Origin of the sequence: Trebonia kvetii, from assembly GCF_007827045.1 — a bacterium.
GTDB lineage: Bacteria > Actinomycetota > Actinomycetes > Streptosporangiales > Streptosporangiaceae > Trebonia > Trebonia kvetii.
Genome location: NZ_RPFW01000007.1, coordinates 456492 through 473136 on the forward strand (window position 1 = coordinate 456492; position 16645 = coordinate 473136).

12 protein-coding genes are annotated in these 16645 nt (G+C 71.4%); 3 read left to right on the forward strand and 9 right to left on the reverse strand.

The features are described from left to right. Positions 1–25: 25 nt before the first annotated feature. The gene (locus tag EAS64_RS34130; RefSeq protein ID WP_222849807.1) at positions 26–493 is read left to right on the forward strand and encodes a MarR family winged helix-turn-helix transcriptional regulator; all 468 of its coding nucleotides are present in this window, start codon (positions 26–28) and stop codon (positions 491–493) included. Between the two features lie 134 nt (positions 494–627). Here EAS64_RS34130 and EAS64_RS34135 read toward each other — a convergent pair whose 3' ends face one another. Continuing rightward, on the reverse strand, positions 628–1137 hold the full coding sequence (locus EAS64_RS34135) for an NAD(P)H-dependent oxidoreductase (protein ID WP_145859772.1): 510 nt from the start codon (positions 1135–1137) through the stop codon (positions 628–630). 172 nt (positions 1138–1309) lie between these two features. Between EAS64_RS34135 and EAS64_RS34140 the strand changes: the two genes are divergently transcribed. Beyond that, positions 1310–2539: an alpha-hydroxy acid oxidase gene (locus tag EAS64_RS34140; protein ID WP_145859774.1), complete on the forward strand. Its 1230-nt coding sequence runs from the start codon at positions 1310–1312 to the stop codon at positions 2537–2539. A gap of 96 nt (positions 2540–2635) precedes the next feature. On the opposite strand, the gene EAS64_RS34145 is transcribed toward EAS64_RS34140, so the two are convergent. The 6 genes from EAS64_RS34145 to EAS64_RS34170 form a co-directional block, all read right to left on the reverse strand. Beyond that, the gene (locus EAS64_RS34145; RefSeq protein ID WP_187366374.1) at positions 2636–6178 is read right to left on the reverse strand and encodes a S41 family peptidase; all 3543 of its coding nucleotides are present in this window, start codon (positions 6176–6178) and stop codon (positions 2636–2638) included. Between the two features lie 54 nt (positions 6179–6232). Continuing rightward, positions 6233–6844, reverse strand: a complete 612-nt coding sequence (locus EAS64_RS34150; RefSeq protein ID WP_145859777.1) for a response regulator transcription factor — start codon at positions 6842–6844, stop codon at positions 6233–6235. 18 nt (positions 6845–6862) lie between these two features. Then, a complete protein-coding gene (locus EAS64_RS34155) occupies positions 6863–8224 on the reverse strand; it encodes a sensor histidine kinase (protein WP_145859779.1) in 1362 nt (453 codons plus the stop codon). Between the two features lie 29 nt (positions 8225–8253). Next, positions 8254–8982: an ABC transporter permease gene (locus EAS64_RS34160; protein ID WP_145859781.1), complete on the reverse strand. Its 729-nt coding sequence runs from the start codon at positions 8980–8982 to the stop codon at positions 8254–8256. Between the two features lie 33 nt (positions 8983–9015). Further along, the gene (locus tag EAS64_RS34165) at positions 9016–9951 is read right to left on the reverse strand and encodes an ABC transporter ATP-binding protein (RefSeq protein ID WP_145859782.1); all 936 of its coding nucleotides are present in this window, start codon (positions 9949–9951) and stop codon (positions 9016–9018) included. Positions 9952–10136: 185 nt separating this feature from the next. Further along, positions 10137–12023 (reverse strand): gamma-glutamyltransferase family protein, encoded by a 1887-nt coding sequence (locus tag EAS64_RS34170; protein ID WP_145859784.1) that lies wholly within the window; start codon positions 12021–12023, stop codon positions 10137–10139. Between the two features lie 374 nt (positions 12024–12397). Here EAS64_RS34170 and EAS64_RS34175 point away from each other — a divergent pair, with 374 nt between their 5' ends. Then, entirely contained in the window at positions 12398–13945 is a 1548-nt protein-coding gene (locus EAS64_RS34175) for a DUF885 family protein (protein ID WP_145859786.1), read from the forward strand. Between the two features lie 15 nt (positions 13946–13960). On the opposite strand, the gene EAS64_RS34180 is transcribed toward EAS64_RS34175, so the two are convergent. Next, the gene (locus EAS64_RS34180) at positions 13961–14641 is read right to left on the reverse strand and encodes a response regulator (protein ID WP_145859788.1); all 681 of its coding nucleotides are present in this window, start codon (positions 14639–14641) and stop codon (positions 13961–13963) included. Next, positions 14638–16299 (reverse strand): sensor histidine kinase, encoded by a 1662-nt coding sequence (locus EAS64_RS34185; protein ID WP_145859790.1) that lies wholly within the window; start codon positions 16297–16299, stop codon positions 14638–14640. The genes EAS64_RS34180 and EAS64_RS34185 overlap by 4 nt, the downstream gene beginning before the upstream one ends. Between the last annotated feature and the right edge of the window lie 346 nt (positions 16300–16645).

Sequence of the window (16645 nt, forward strand, 5' to 3'; positions counted from 1 at the left end):
GGCAAGGGCGCGGCAGGATGAACGGGTGAGCGAAAGATTCGGCTTCGAGCTTCCGCTGCTGCTCCTCGGCGCCTTCCGGGCGATCATCGATGAGCTGCACGCCGAGCTCGCCCGCCTCGGCCACCCCGGCGCCCGGCCGCTGCACGGGTTCGCGCTGCAGGCGCTCGGCCCGGACGGCGTCACCATCGGCGAGCTCGGCCGGCGGCTCGGCGTGAGCAAACAGGCAGCAGCCAAGACGGCGAAAAACCTGGAGGAGAACGGCTACGCGGTACGGGCGCCGCACCCGGATGACGGCCGGTCCGCGGTGCTGACCAGGACCGAGCTCGGTACCGAGATGCTGCGGCTGAGCGCGCTGATCTTCGAGCGGCAGCGGGAGCACTGGGCGGAGCTGCTCGGCGGTGAGCGGCTCTCGACGCTCGAGGATGACCTGGCGACGCTGGCCGGCCGGACGCCGGGCATCTCCATGAACGAGCTGCCTGGCTGGTTCCAGTGACCGCGCCGTGGGCGCTGCCTGGCTCGCTCTGACTGGCGCCCGAGTGGCTCCCGGCGGGTTCCCTTGGCCCGCTGTTAGTGAGCGCGGGTGCTGGGAGAGGTACCTGGCAACCGTTCGGGATGATCCTTGGGGGTTTAGTTCTTGAGGGATGCGCGGATGAGGGGGACAGCGGCCTGGGACCACTTGCCCACCGCGGCGGGCAGGTCGGTCAGCTCGGGCTCGGTGACGTACAGGCCGCGGGCGGGGACGGTGGCGCCGAGCTCCACGAGGACCGGGCGGAGATGCACCTCGACGGCGAGCAGGTGGCCGGGCCAGCCGCCGGTCATCACCGGGATCGCGGTGACGCCGGCCAGGCCGTTGTTGCCGTAGCGGTCAAGGAAAGCCTTGAGCAGGCCGGTGTAGGAGGCCTTGTAGGTCGGCGATGCGAAGATCGCGATGTCCGCGGTGGCCACCTGGGCGGTGATCTCGGTGAGCGTGGGGTCCGCCCAGTCGAACAGGCGGGGCGCGTGGTCGGCGAGGTCCACGATGACGCGCTCTGAGGGTGTGCCAAGCTCCTTGTCGAGCACGTCGGCGACGGTGAGCGCGACGCTGTGCGTGCGGGAGCTCGGCTTGGGGTTCCCGGTGACAATGGCGATCGTCGTCATGTGACTGCGGCCTTCCTGCTGGGTCTGTGCGCTGCGCTGCCTGGGGTTGCCTGCGGGCTCATTCTAATTGCCTATTATTTTGATGGGTTTAATATACATACATCTGTTTCGCGGGTCCGGTCTCGAGGGGTGAACTCCGCAAACCGGACGGCGCCGGCGTATCGTCGCCAGCATGAGGGTCCGGGAGATGCGCAGGCTTGTCCAGCTCCGGGGGGTGCAGCTCGACGCGACGGCGCGGCGCCTCGGCGCCTGCTACGACATCGGTGACCTGCGGCGGGCGGCGCGGCGGCGGATCCCCCGGCCGGTGTTCGACTACGTGGACGGCGCGGCAGACGAGGAGATCGCGCTCGCGGCGAACGTGGCGGCGTTCCGGTCCTGGCGGTTCCTGCCCCGGGTGCTCGCCGGCGTGGCGTCCGCGGACACTACCGCCTCCGTGCTGGGCAATTCCCTGCCGGTGCCGCTGCTGCTCGGGCCCGTCGGGTACACGCGGATGCTGCATCCGGACGGGGAGATCGGCGCGGCACGTTCGGCGCTGCGGCACGGGCTTCCCTACACGCTGTCCACGATGGCGTCGACAGGGATTGAGGAGCTGCGGGCGGGGGTCTCCGCCGTGGGGTCTGGCGGTCCTGCTGGCTCTGATCTGTGGTTCCAGCTGTACCTGACAAGGAACCGCCCGCAAGCGCTCGACCTGGTCGCCAGGGCGGCGGACAACGGGTACTCGACGCTCGTGGTGACCGTGGACACGATCGTCGCGGGCAACCGGGTGCGGGACCTGCGCAACGGGTTGTCCATCCCGCCCGCGCTGACGCTCTCCACGATGGCGTCGGTGGCGTCCCGGCCGTCCTACTGGTGCCGGCTGCTGTCCGGGCCCGCCCTGGACTACGCCAACTTCGCCGGGCGGGCGCCGACGACGGTGATGCAGACGGCGGACTTCTTCGATCCCGACCTGAACTGGTCTGATATTGCCGACCTGCGCTCTCGGTGGGCTGGGCGGCTGCTGCTGAAGGGCCCGGTCGGGCCCGTCGACGCGCGCCGCGCGCTGGAGATCGGCGTGGACGGCGTGCAACTGTCCAACCACGGGGGGCGCCAGCTTGACCGCACCGTCGCCCCCGTCGACCTGATCGCGCCGGTGCGGGAGGCCGTGGGAGCTTCATTCACCGTGCTCGTCGACTCCGGCGTGCGGCACGGTTCCGATGTGGCGATCGCCCTGGCGCTTGGTGCCGACGCGGCCGTGCTCGGGCGGGCCTACCTGTACGGGCTGATGGCCGGCGGTGAGGCCGGCGTGGACCGCGCGCTCGACCTGCTGTCGCTGCAGTTCAAGTCCACGATGCAGTTCCTCGGCGTAACGTCGGGCGGCGAACTGCGCAAGCAGGGCAAGGACCTGCTCACCCGCACGTCCTGAGACCCTGCCGGCCGTCGCGCGCCGTCACGGTCGCGTCGCCAGGGACGCCAGGGGAGCCTCGCAGGCGATCCTTGGGCCTGCGGCTGGGATTCGTGTTCAGGGGCGAGGCGGGAGGGGCGGGCGGCGCTTGGCCGGGCCGGTGGACGGGTCGGGGAGCGGGGGCCTTGGGTTCTCCTCGAGCAGCGCCAGGGCGCGGTCCACGGCCACCTCGAGTTGCGGGTCGTGGCCGGCTGCCCAGTCGTCCGGGGAGATGAGCACCTCGGTGTCCGGGTCGACCCCGTAGTTCTCCACGGACCAGCCGAACTCGTTGAACCAGCTGGCATAGCGCGGGATCGTGATCCGGGTGCCGTCGACAAGGCCGTGGCCGCTGCCGTCGATGCCCACCACGCCGCCCCAGGTGCGGGCACCGATCACCGGGCCGAGGCCGAGCGACTTGATGGCGGCGGTCACGATGTCGCCGTCCGAGCCGGCGAACTCGTCGGCCAGCGCGACGAGCGGGCCGCGCCGTGCCTCCTGCGGGTAGCTGTACGGGCGCAGGTGGCGCGGGATCTTCCAGCCGAGGATGCGGCGGGCGAGCTTCTCCACGATCAGCTGCGAGGTGTGCCCGCCGCGGTTGCCCCGCACGTCGACGATCAGGGCGTCGCGGCCCATCTCGGCGCGCAGGTCGCGGTGCAGGTGTGCCCAGCCCTCCCCCATCATGTCGGGCACGTGGAGGTAACCGACCCGGCCGTCGGACCTGGTGCGAACGGCCGCGCGGCGGCCCGCCACCCAGTCCTGGTAACGGAGGCGGCGGTCGTCGTACAGCGGCACGATCACCACGCGGCGGGTCGCGGGGAACTCGAGCGCGGGCGCCTCGGCCGGGGCCTCGGCGGCGGCCCCCTCAGCAGCGGGCACCGCGGAGGCGCCAGCGTCGTCCGCGGCAGCCGGGCCGGCCGGATCATCCGCGTCCGCCGGGCCGGACGCCGGTTCAGCCGGGGAGGCCGGCTTGGGGGCGGAGGCAGCAGCGGATGCGGAAGCCGTCTGAGCGCCCTCTTTCGCCTCGTCCTTCACCCGGGGCGCCGCGTCGTCCTTTTCCTTGTCCGAGTCTTCTGCCTTGTCGTCCTCGGCGAGGGCCGGGGGGCGGGGAACCAACGTCGGGTCGGCAGGCTTGATGGTGAGTTCTACTGGCTTGCCGTGGGTGCCTGCCAGGGCAGGCCAGGGGCCGTAGACCGGGTCGAGCGGCCGGCCGTCGACGGCGAGGATTTCGTCGCCCTCCCGGACGGCGACGCCGGGGGCGGCGAACGGCGAGCGGGCCCGCGGGTCGGACGACTCGCCGGGCAGCACCCGCTCCACGACCCAGCGCCCGTCCGGCTGCCTGGCCACGTCGGCGCCGAGCACCGCCGCGGGCTGGCCGCGCAGCGCCGACCTGGCGGAGAACGTGCCCGACGGGTAGACGTACGCGTGTGACGTGCCGAGCTCCCCGGCCACCTCCCACAGCAGGTCGCCAAACTCGGCCGAGGTCCGCACCCGGTCGAGCAGGAACCGGTACTCGTCGAGCACCCCGTCCCAGTCGACGCCGGACATGCCGGGGTTCCAGAAGTCGCGACGAAGCAGCCTGCCGAACTCCGCGTACGCGTGCCGCCACAGCGCCGGCGGGTCGGCGAGGAACCTGGCCCTGGTCAGGTCCACGCTTGTCACGTCGCCGGAGGAGCCGTTGTCTGCCTTGCGGTCGGCGGGGGCCACGCGGACGTCGCCGCCGTCGCCGATCACCAGCCGCGAGCCGTCGCCGCTCACGGTGAACCAGCTCACCTCGCCCGCGAGCACGCTCGACTCGCGCTTGCGCAGGTCGAAGCGCTCAAGCGCGGGCCGCGGGTGCCCGTCCTCCGGATCGGCCGTGCCCTCGCCGAGCACGCCGGCCAGCGGGGAGCGCAGCCAGAGCAGGCCGCCTTTGCCCGCGGCAAGACTGTAGTACCGCGACTCGTCCACCGGGACCGCCACCACGCGGGAGGAGATGCCGTCGGTGTCCACGGTCAGCCGCTTCCGTTCTGGAGAGTCCTTGGCGTCGCCACCGCCGGCCGGGCGGCCGCCGGGGAGCGGGCCGAACGGTGACAGGGTGTGCGCGGCGAGCGGCACCAGGTACGGGCGGGCGCCGTATGGGAACGACAGGTCGAAGGAGTGCACGTCGTAGATCGGGTCGAACGTGCGGCGGGACAGGAACGCCAGGTACAGGCCGTCGACGGTGAACACCGGGTCGCTGTCAACGAAGCGGCCGTCGGTCACGTCGACCGTGAAGCCGTCCGCCACGCGCGCCAGCCTGATCCTGGCCAGTGGCTGCGGCCCGGGCTGCGCCCAGGCGAGCCAGGCCGAGTCCGGCGACCAGGCGACGTCCTCGACGTCGCCGTCGTCATTGGCGGCGAGCTCGGTGACCGTACCCGACTCGACGTCGACGAGCGCGAGACGGCCGTCGTGCGAGGCGGCGGCGAGCCGGGTCCCGTCAGGCGATGCCACCAGCCGCGTGATGTTGCCAAGGTCAACGGAGGTCAGAGTCCGGACGGTTGCGGTCGACTCCGCTTCGATCTCCGCGATCTGGATGGCGTCGCCGCCCCCGGCGTCGGTGACCCACGCGACCTTGCCCGTGTTACCGAGGATGCGGGGCAGCCGGGCACGGGCGGCGGGATTCACCGACAGCGCGCGGGCCGGCCCGTCGGCGTGGGTGAGCCAGTGGATCGTGCCGCGCACCTCGACCACGCTCGCCTGCCCGGTCTCGTCGCAGTCGAGTTCGCCCAGGTGGTCGGCGGCGGTGATGACGCGCGGCGCGCGGGCGGCGGGCGGCGCGCTGAGCTGCACCTCGAGCCGGTACGGTTCGGCGTCCGCCGCCAGGCTGTCCAGCCGCCAGATCTCGCCGGCCACGTGGTAGACGATCCTGCTGCCGTCGGTGGCCGGGTTGCGGGCGTAGAAGCCGTCGTGGTCGGTGTGCCTGCGCAGGTCACCGCCGTCGAGCGCGACCGAGTAGATGTTGCCGGTGCCCTCATGGTCGGACAGGAACACCAGGCGGCCGTCGATCAGCATGGGGGCGGCGAGCTGGCCGTTCAGGCCGCTCAGCACGCGGGTGAACAGCGGGTCGTCGGCGGTCGCGACCCACAGGCGTCCCGCCGTGCCGCCGCGGTAGCGCTTCCACGCCGACGGGTCGCCGCGCTGCGCGGTCAGCAGCGCGGTCGCGGACTCGGTCAGCGCCAGGTCGCTGACCTGGCCGAACGGCAGGCGGCGGGGCGGGGCGTCGAGCGGCACGGCGTACGCCATGGTGCGCTGCGACGACGGCTCGCCGAACGCGGTCACGGCGAGCACCTCGCCGTGGGAGGTCCAGCCGGTGACCCGGGTGCGCAAGTCGCCCCAGTAGGTGCGGCGCGACGCGGTACCGGTAGCAGTCCCGCCGTCGGTGTCCGCGGTGTAGACCTCGGGGATGCCGCCATCGCGCCAGCTTGTCCAGGCGATTGCGGCGCCGTCCGGGGCGAACCTCGGGTGGCTGGCCTGACCGCCGTCGGCGGTCAGCCGCCAGGCGCGGCCGCCGTCCGCCGGAGCAAGCCAGACATCGTCTTCGGCGACGAAGGTGAGCAGGTCACCGTGAATGTGGGGAAAGCGGAGATACCCGGGTGCAGCCACGCACTTCATCCTACGGCCGCCGGTCAGCGACTCACGCAGAGCGACGGCCGACGCTTACAACCACCCGCGTTCGTGGGCTATGCGCTGAGCCTCGGTGCGGTTGCGGGCGCCGGTCTTCTGAATGCAGGAGGACAGGTAGTTACGGACCGTGCCCTCGGACAGGAACAGCTCCGCGGCGAGCTCGGCGATGGTCGCGCCCTCGTTCGCCGCGGCGGCGGCAAGCACGTCGTGCTCGCGGGGGGTGAGCGGGCTCGCGCCCTCGGCGAGCGCCGCGGCGGCGAGCTCCGGATCTATGACCCGCTGGCCGTCGAGCACGTCGCGGATGGTCCTTGCGAGCTTGTCCGCCGGGGAGTCCTTCACGATGAAGCCCGACGCGCCGGATTCCATTGCCCGGCGCAGGTAGCCGGGGCGGCCGAAGGTCGTCAGGATGACCACCTTGATGTCCGGGCAGACGCGGCGCAGCACCGCGGCGGCGGTGAGCCCGTCCATGCCAGGCATCTCGATGTCGAGCAGCGCCACGTCCGGCTTGGCGTCCCGCGCGGCGGCCGCCACCTGGTCGCCGCGCCCGACCTGGGCCACCACCTCGATGTCGTCCTCGAACGACAGCAGCGCGGCGAGCGCCTCGCGGATCATCGCCTGGTCCTCGGCGAGCAGTACCCGGATCACGGGGTCAGCTTCCCATGATCAGGGGGTCCGGACCGCGGTGGCCGGACCATCGACGGACGGGGCGTCGGCGGCGGCCTGCCCGGCGGGCGCGGCGGCGGTTTCCTCGGCTGCCTCCCTGGCCGCGGGGACGGTGGCGATCAGGCAGAAGCCAGGGTGCGCGTCCGGCCGCAGCTTCAGGATGCCGCCGACCGAGCTCAGCCGCTCGGAGATGCCGCGCAGCCCGCTACCCGTGGCCTGACTGGCGGATGTATGTGCCGTTAGGCCGGCTCCGGCCGGCTCAACGGTACATTCATCGGCCCGGGAGGCGGCGTCGACGGTGACGAGGCCGTGGCCATCGTCGCGAACCTGCAGTTCCATGGTGCTGCCGCGGCGGGTGAGGCTAATGCGGCAGGTTTTCGCGCCCGAGTGCCGGACGACGTTGGTGACCGCCTCACGCAGGCACCAGGCAAGCGCCGCCTCCGCGTCCGGGTCGAAGGTGCCGGAGGCCAGGATGAGCTCGGAGTCGTCGTCGACGGCGATGCCGGCGCTCTCCAGCGCCGCGCGGGCGGTAACGACCTCCACCGCGAGCGTCGGCCGCCGGTACCCGCTTATCGCCTCGCGGATGTCGTGCAGTGTCTGCCTGCTGACGGCGGCGACCTGCTCGATCTCGTCGCGTACCCGGTCCCGCTCCGGCCCCTCAGGAAGCTTCGACAGCAGGCGGGCGGCGAGCTCGGACTTGAGGGTGATCACCGACAGCGACTGTCCTGTCAGGTCGTGCATGTCACGGGCCAGGCGCAGCCGTTCCTCGCTCGCCGCCAGCTGCACGACCTCCTCGCGCGCCCGGTGCAGCTCGTTGGTGAGCTGCACCTGCCGGCGCAGGCCGATCATGACCAGGCCGAGGAACGTCACCGGCAGCAGGTTGCTGAGGAAGTCCGTCATCGCGACGTGGCCGGTGTAGCAGAAGCCCACGTAGCAGACGCTGACCGCCAGGACTACCCGGACCGCCCAGCGATGGCTGGCGACGAGCAGGCCGGAGGCGGACGACACGAAGATCCACAGGCTGGCCGCGCCCATGCCGCCGAACAGGATGCAGGCCGCCGCCGCGAGCGCGGCGAGGGCCGCGAGGCCGGCGTGCGCGTACCGGGGACTTGACGGCCAGTTCGGCACGAGTGTCACGTAGATGAGGCAGAACGCCGCGATGATGGAGAGCCCCGCGGCTCGCTCGACGGGGGTGTAGTGCTGGGTGATCAGGTTGACGACCGGCCCGATGAGGTACGCGAGCCAGATCCCGGTGAATACGATGCCGGCCAGCCTGCCGGCCCTCGTGCGGTAGCCCGCGAGGGGCCCCCGCTTGGGGACCCCTGCGCGAAGGACCGAGCGATCCGCGGACCTGGTGTCCATAACAGGACAGCTACCCGTGACGTCACTGGCTAGACCGTCTCCGCCATCGACCGCACCGAGAGGGTGGCGAGCGCGGCGAAGGTGGCCAGCCACGCCACCAGGCCGAGGATCAGGTAGAACGGCACCGAAACGTTGCTGATGACGTCGGTGGAGATGGTGATCGCTTCGAAGGTGGGGGTGCCCTTGCTGATGTTCCCCATCACGCCGGTGAACGGGAACCAGATGCCGCCGAGGATGCTGAACACCAGGTAGAGCATCAAGGTGATCGGCTGCGCCTGGTCCGGCGGGTACCGGTAGCCGACCGCGACCGCGAGCGCGGCGAAGATCGTCGAGCCGAGCCAGATGATCACGGCGATCACCAACCACTGCCAGAGGGCCAGGTGCACGCCGCCCTCGAACCGGCCGAGGAGCAGCACGGCCGCGATCGATACCACCGTCATCGCCATCGACGTCAGGATCTTGGCGATGACGTAGGCGTACGCCGGCAGCAGCGGTGTCAGCCGCAGCTGCCTGATCCAGCCGACCTTGCGCTCCTCGGAGATCCGGATGGCGTTGCCGTTAAGCGCGCCGGCGAACGCGCCGAACGTCGCCATGGCGACCATGTAGTAGGCCGCGAAATTGATGCCGTATACGGTCTTCCCCGCCTTGGAGAAGATCAGGTAGAGGACCACCGGCAGGCCCACGGTGAACAGCAAGTACCTTCTGTTGCGGCGCAGCCGGTTGATCTCGGCCTGCGTCAGCAGCAAGATGCCGCGCATTGTCTTTCGTCTCCTGTTGCGTTGAACGTGCGCTTAGCGTGCGGCTGCCGGCTCGTGGCCGTTGGCCCGGTCGTCTTCCGCGGTGATGGCGAGGAACGCCTGCTCGAGGCCGAGGCTGCCGACCTCGATCTCGTTCGGCCGGTAACCGGCGTCGAGCAGCCCGTACAGGGTCCCGTCGGAGTCCTCTGTCTGGATTTGCACCAGGTCGTGCCTGGTCTCCAGGCTGACCACGCCGGGCAGGCCGAGCAGCACCGCCTGGTCCGCGCCGGCCAGCCGGAAGGACATCCGCTTGGCGCCTGCCCGCTTCTTGATGTCCTCGGGTGTGCCGTCCGCGAGCAGGCGGCCCCTGTTGATCACCAGGATGCGGTCGGCGGCCTGGTCGGCCTCCTCCAGGTAGTGCGTCGCGAACAGCAGCGTCTTGCCCTCCGCGACCTCCTCACGCATGGACGCCCAGAACCGCTGCCTGGTCTCCACGTCCATCGCGGTGGTCGGCTCGTCGAGCACGATCAGGTCGCACTCGCCGGCGATCGCCAGCGCGAACCGGACGCGCTGCGTCTGCCCGCCGGACAGCCGATCGACCCGCTGGTCGGCGATGTCCGCGATGCCCGCCCTGCGCAGCGTGGTCGCGATCGGCACCGGCCGCGGGTGCAGCCCGGCGACAAGGTTGACCAGTTCTCCGACAGTGACCTCGGGCATCAGCCCGCCGGACTGGAGCATGGCGCCGACCGAGCCGGACTTGACCGCGTGGTACGGGTCGCTGCCGAACATCTTGATCGTGCCCGCCGTCGGCTTGCGGAGGGCGAGGAGCATGTCGAGGGAGGTTGACTTGCCCGCGCCGTTCGGGCCAAGCAGGGCGACTGTTTCCCCGCGGCGGAGTTCGAGGCTCAGCCCGTCGACCGCCTTCAGTGCGCCATAGTGCTTGCTTACATTGTCGAACGAGACGACCGGTCCCGTTCCGCTGTGGCTCATTCGCTGTTCCCTTTTGTTTGGGCCTGGCCGTGCGCGACCCCGTGCCGCACGACTCGCGTACTAACTCATCCCACCAGCCGGGAATCCTTTCGCGACAGTGCGATGCCTCCCGAATCGCCCATGACAGATGTCATGGGCGCCTGGGAGAAGGCGCAAGCGAGCCGCGAATCGCCGGTTTTCCGGTATTACCGGCCGGCCGCGTAGCCCTGCATGCCGCGCGGGTTGGCGGCGGCGTAGAGCATCCCGTTGCGGCGCGCGACGGCGCTGATGCGGCCGAGCGACCACGGCGGCTGGACGTGCACGTCGTGGCCGCGGCGGCGCAGTTCCCCGATCACCGCGCCGCTGGTGCGCGACTCCACGTCGAGCCGTCCGGGGTAGGCGTCGCGCGGGTAGAACGAGGACGGCATGTGGGCGGAGTGGAACGCCGGGAAGTCGATCGCCTGCTGCAGGTTCATCCCGAAGTGCACGTGGTTGAGCAGGAAGCCGAGCGTCCACTGGTCCTGCTGGTCGCCGCCGGGCGTGCCGAACGCGAGGTACGGCTCGCCACCGCGCAGCGCGAGCGACGGGGTCAGCGTGGTACGCGGCCGCTTGCCGGGCGCGATCGTGGCGGGCAGGCCCGGGGTGAGGGTGAACATCTGGCCGCGGGTGCCGAGGCAGAAGCCAAGCGACGGGATGACCGGCGAGGACTGCAGCCAGCCGCCGCTCGGGGTCGCGGCGACCACGTTCCCCCAGCGGTCGGCGACGTCGATGTGGCAGGTGTCGCCGCGTCCTGGATGCATTTCTCGGGGGGTACGGGGGGTCGTCCCCCCGTACCCCGATGACTGAGCGCCGGTGCTGCGTCCTAGCGGCTCGCCGGTGGCCGGGTCGATGCCCGGGTCGCCGCTGCCTGCCTTGGCGCGCGCACCGGAATCCCTCCCACCGAACGGTTGCGTGGCGAAGCCAGGCAGCCTCGGTTCCCGCCCGGCGGGGCTGCCCGGCCGCAGGTCCATGCTCGCGGTCTCGCCGATCAGCTTGCGCCGCTCGCCGTTGTAGGCCGTCGAGAGCAGGTCGTCAAGCGGCACGTCGGTGAACGCGGGGTCGCCGTACCAGGCCTCGCGGTCGGCGAAGGCGAGCTTGCCCGCCTCGGTCACCGTGTGGATGAAGTCCGCGGATCCCGGGCCCATCGCGGCCAGGTCGTAGCCGTCGAGCAGGGCGAGCTGCTGCAGGAAGACCGGTCCCTGGCCCCAGGGGGCGGTCTTGGCGATGGTCAGGCCGTGGTAGTCGTACGTGACGGGCGTCTCGAGCCTGGCCCGCCAGGTCGACAGGTCCTGGCTGGTGAGCAGGCCGCGGTGCCGTTCCCCCGTCACGTCCATCACGTCGGTGGCGGCGAACTTGCCGATCTCCTCTGCCACGAAGCCGTCGTACCAGGCGCGACGCGCCGCCTCGAGCTGCCCGTCGCGATCGCTGCTCGCCGCCTCCGCCTCGGCGAGCACGCGGGCGTAGGTGGCGGCGAGCGCGCGGTTGGCGAACCGGCTACCCGGCGCGGGCACGCCGCCGCCCGGCAGGTACACCTCGGCCGACGTCTGCCAGTGCTCGCGGAACAGGTCGGCGACGCTGGCGATCGACCAGCTGATCGCCGGGATCAGCGGGTAGCCGTCCTGCGCGTAACCGATCGCATAGCTCAGCACGTCGCGGAGCCGGAGCGTGCCGTACTCGCGCAGCAGCAGCAGCCAGCCGCCGAACGCGCCAGGCACGGTGGCGGCGAGGAGCCCGCTGCCCGGCACCAGGTCGAGGCCGAGGTCCGTGTACGCCTCGGCGGTCGCGGCGGCGGGCGCGATGCCCTGGCCGCAGACCACGAACGTCTCGCCGCGCCGAGCGTCGTGCCCGATGACAGGCACCTCGCCTGCCGGTCCGCACATGTGCGGCTCGACGACCTGGAGGGTGAACCCGACGGCGACCGCCGCGTCGAACGCGTTGCCGCCCTGCTCAAGCACGGCCATGCCCGCCGCCGACGCGAGCCAGTGCGTTGACGCCACCATCCCGAAGGACCCCGCAAGCTCCGGCCGCGTGGTGAACTCTGGGATTTCCGTCATCGGTGCACTCTCCGTCCGCTCTGGGTCTCCTCATCATCCAACAGCATGCCCGCCCCCAAGACGAGGGTCGCGAAACTTCTTGCTGTTATCAGCAGGGTGGGCAGCCCTGCCCAGGCGAGCGCTCCGCACTTCTTGCTGTTATCCGCGACGGGGTCGTGATGCGCGGCCGAGCGAGTACCGATGAGCCGGGGCACCTCAGGTCGGCCTAACGGTACTCACATGCGGAGGGGACGAGGCCGAGGGCGGGGTTGGTGGTGGGGGTGGGATGGGAGTGAGTGGCCGGACAGGCGGGGCCGGGACGGACGGGGCGGGGACGGGCGGGAGCCGGGGCGAGCGAGCGGATGCGGGGGCGGGGACACGGTAGCGTCGGGTTCATGGATGAGCTGGATCCGAGGGTGCGGGCGGTGTGCGACCTGACGGTCGCGGAGGCGCGGGAGTACGGGGGGCGGCACGAGTACGACGGGCTGCCGCAGGACCTGTCGCACGACGGGGTGGCGGCGGGGCTCGCCAGGCTCGCCGAGGCGCGGGAGCGGGGCCCAGCGCAGGGAAGCACTGCGCAGGGCGATCCGCACGACGAGGCGCACCTGCGGGCGTTCGAGGACCTGCAGCGGGTGGTCTACGGGGACCTTGAACTGCACCGCCGTAATCCGATGTTCCACCTTGGCGAGCTCGACCTGGCCTGCTACGACAAGGATTACGCGCCGCAGGCCGAGCGGGATGCCGCTAAGGCCGCGCACCTGGCGGCCTGGCCCGCGGTGATCGACGCGGCGATCGGCTCGCTCGACGCCGTGCCGGCGCCGGTGGCCGCGTCGCTGCTCGGCGGCATCACGGGGCTCGCCGCCGGCATCCCGGCGGACGCGGACCCCCGCGACCGCGACGCGGCCCTCGCCGCGCACCGGCGGCTGGTGTCGCACGTGGAGCAGGCCGCGCTTTCCGGGCCTCGGGAGACCGCCCTCGGGGCGGCCGCACTCGCCGCCCTACTCGGCACCGCCGAGGCGACGGACGTCGACCTCGGCGCGCTCGCCGCGCGGGCCGACGCCGAACGGGACCGGCTGCGCGCCCGGCTGGATGAGTCCGCCGGCCGGATCGACGCGAAGCGGCCCGCCCTTGACGTGGCGCGCGAGCTGGTGCGCGATCACCCGGACAGCGCGGGGGTGCTTGAGGCGGCGCGGTACTGGACGGAGCGGGCGATCGAGTTCACCCGCGCACGGGACCTCATGCCGGTCAACGACGGAGTCTGCCTGGTCGGCGAGGCGCCGGAGTCGCGGCGCTGGGCGATGGCGATGATCTCCACCAACGCGCCCGCCGAGCGGGACGCGCCGTCCTGGTACTGGATCACGCCGCCCGAGGAGAGCTGGCCCGCGGCGGAGATCGAGGAGTGGCTTGAGGTGTTCAGCGCCACCACGCTGCCGGCGATCACCGTGCACGAGGTCGCGCCGGGGCATTTCTCGCACCACCAGGCGCTGCGCCGGGCGCGGGGCGACGTGCGGCGCTCGCTGTTCTCCAGCGCGTTCGTCGAGGGCTGGGCGCACTACGCCGAGGAGCTGTGCGTCGAGGAGGGATTCCTCGGCGACGACCCGCGGTTCGCGGTCGGCGTCTGGCTCGAGGCGCTGGTCCGGGTGACCAGGATGGCCTGCGCGCTCGGTGTGCACACCGCGGGCTGGACGGTCGAGGAAGCCGCCGCGCGCTTCGAGGCGGACACCCACCTAGCGGGCTCCGCCGCGGCGTCCGAGGCGCGGCGGGCCACGTTCGACCCGACCTACGGCCGGTACACCTGGGGCAAGCTGGAGATCATGGCGCTGCGCGAGCGGGCGAGGTCGGCCTGGGGTCCGGACTTCAGCCTCAAGCGCTTCCACACCGCGCTGATGGACCTGGGCTCGCCGCCCCTAGGCCTCATCGGCACCGCCATCGAGCGCGGCTAACGGGACGGCCCCGGCCTAGCCGGCCGGCGCCTTCCAGCGGTAGCCGTGCTCGGGGCGGCCGCCGCTGCCGTAGCGGAGCTTGATGTCGACGCGGCCGACCTCGTGCAGGTGGCTGAGGTAGCGCTGGGCGGTGGCCCGGCTCATGCCGGTGCGCTCGGCGACCTCGGCGGCGGACAGGTCGGCGTCGGTCTCGCTGAGCAGTTGCTCGACCGCCTCCAGGGTGTGCACCGAGCGGCCCTTGACGCCGGCCAGCTGGTCGGTGGCGCGCAGCGCGCCGAACACCCGGTCCACGGTCCGCTGGTCGGCCTCGCGCAACGAGCTCAGCCTGGTCCGCATCTGCGCGTAGGACAGCAGCTTGTCGCGGAGCACCGGGAAGCTGAACGGCTTGAGCAGGTAGTGCAGCGCGCCGCTCTGCATGGCGACACGGACGCTGTCCGCGTCCTTGGCCGCGGTGATCACGATGACGTCCACCGGCGGATGGCCGTCGCGGAGCCTGGCGACGAGCTTGAGCCCGTGCTCGTCGGGGAGGTACAGGTCGAGCAGCATCAGATCGGGGCGGAGCCGGTCCACCGCGCTGACCGCCTCGGCGGCGCTGTGCGCCTCCGCGATGACCTCGAACCCCTCGATCTTGTTGACGTAGGCGGCGTGGATCGCCGCGACCCGGAAATCGTCGTCAACCACCAGGGTGCGGATCATGACACCACCCGGGGCCGCGGCACTGCTGCCTGACCGCCTGGCACGTCGGCGTCGAGGCAGCCCGGCAGCACGGCGGTGAACACCGCGCCGCCGTCGTGGCCGACACTGACCATGCCGCTCATGCCCTCGACGATCTGCCTGACCAGGGCGAGACCGAGGCCACGGCGTGCGCCGGTGACCGAGGACTTCGTGGTGACCCCGTCGGTGAAGATCTCCTCCCGCAGGTCATGCGGTACGCCAGGACCGGTGTCGCGGACCCGGATCAGCAGGTCGGACTCCGCGGCGACCAGGGTCAGCTCGACCCGGCGGGGCGCGGGGGCGAGCGCGGCGGCGTCGATGGCGTTGTCGATCAGGTTGCCCGCCACGGTCAGCACCTGGGTGATCGCAGTGATCCGCTGCTCCACCCGGCTGTCCGGCATGAGCCGCAGCTCGACGTCGCGCTCGTCGGCCAGCGACATCTTGCCGAGGATCAGCGCGGCCAGCTTCGGCTCGCCGATGGTCTCGGTGAGCTGGGCGGTCAGCTCGCCCCTGGCGGCGGACAGGCCGGTCACGAACTCGACCGCCTCGGTGTAGTGGCCGAGCTCGACCAGGCCGACCAGGGTGTGCAGCCGGTTCGCGAACTCGTGCGACTGGGCGCGCAGCGTGTCGGCGAGGCCGGTGACCTCGTCGAGCGACCGCTTGAGCGTCTCGGACTCGGTGCGGTCCTGGAAGGTGACCACCCAGCCGAGCTGCTGGTTGTTGCGCCTGATCGGCATCCGGTTGGCGACGAGCACCCGGTCTTCGCTCAGCACGAGCAGGTCGCTGCCGGTCACCACGCCGGTCGCCACGTCGGCGAGCCTGCCGGACGGCAGCATGTAGCGGAGCTTGCGGCCGGCGAACTCGGCCGGCAGGCCGAGCAGGTCGCGCGCCGCGTCGTTGGCGAGCAGCACCCGACCGCCGGTGTCGTAGCCGAGCACCGCTTCCCTGATGCCGTGCAGCATCGCCTCGCGCTCCTGGAGCAGCGTGGCGATCTCGCTGAGTTCCAGGCCGAAGGTCTGCCGCTTCAGCCGCCTGGCCAGGGCCAGGGCGGCGAGCACGCCGACCGCTAGCACGCCAAGCAGGTAGAGGATGAACGGCAGCAGGGCACCGGACAGCGCACTGCTGACGTTCGCGGCGGCGTAGCCGACCGAGACCTGGCCGACCAGGCGGCCGTTCAGCCACAGCGGTACCTTCCCCGCCGCGACCACGCCGAGCGTGCCGTGCTGGATGCCGAGCCAGATACGACCGGTGCGGAATGGCTCGGTCGTGTCGGGCTCTGGATCGTTAAAGGTGATCGGGGTGCCGATAAGCGCCTGGTTGGGGTGGGTGAGGCGGATGCCCTGGGCGTTGGTGATCACCACGAACAGCGCGCCGGTCTCCCGCCGTACCTGAGTGGCCAGCACCTGCAGCTGGCCACCCGGCTGGCCGTCCGCGGCCTGCGCGATGATGTTCTCCTGGCCGGCCAGCGTCTGCGCGATCGACAGCGCGCGGTGCTCGAACTGATCGTTGAGCTGCCTGGACATGTTCCGCTGGACCACCAGGAAACCGCCCGCCATGGTGAGCACTAGGATGGCCACCATCAGCAGCACGACCTGAGTGGACAGGCGCTGCCGCACGTGGCGCCAGATAGGCAGCTTCAAGCGTTCCTCCCTGCAGAGTTACCGCAGTGTAACAACGGGGCAATGGTGCAGGAAGACGACTGGTTGCGAGCAGAACGCGCAAAACCAGCGGAACGAGCGATCCCGGGCCGACCGGAAATCGTCTGGCCATGGACGCGGAGCACGCACCCGTTCTGGATTACCTGGATTTTGATCTTTACGCGCGAAAGGCGCACAGAGCGCTTTTCGGCGGGGATTGCGCGCAATAGTGACCCGCGTCACGGCCGCGTCTAGCTTCCTGGTTTGTGCGATCCAACACACGACGTGAGCCCCAGCTGGAGCGATCCGGGCGTATCGAGCTATCCGGGGTCACCAAACGATTCGCCAC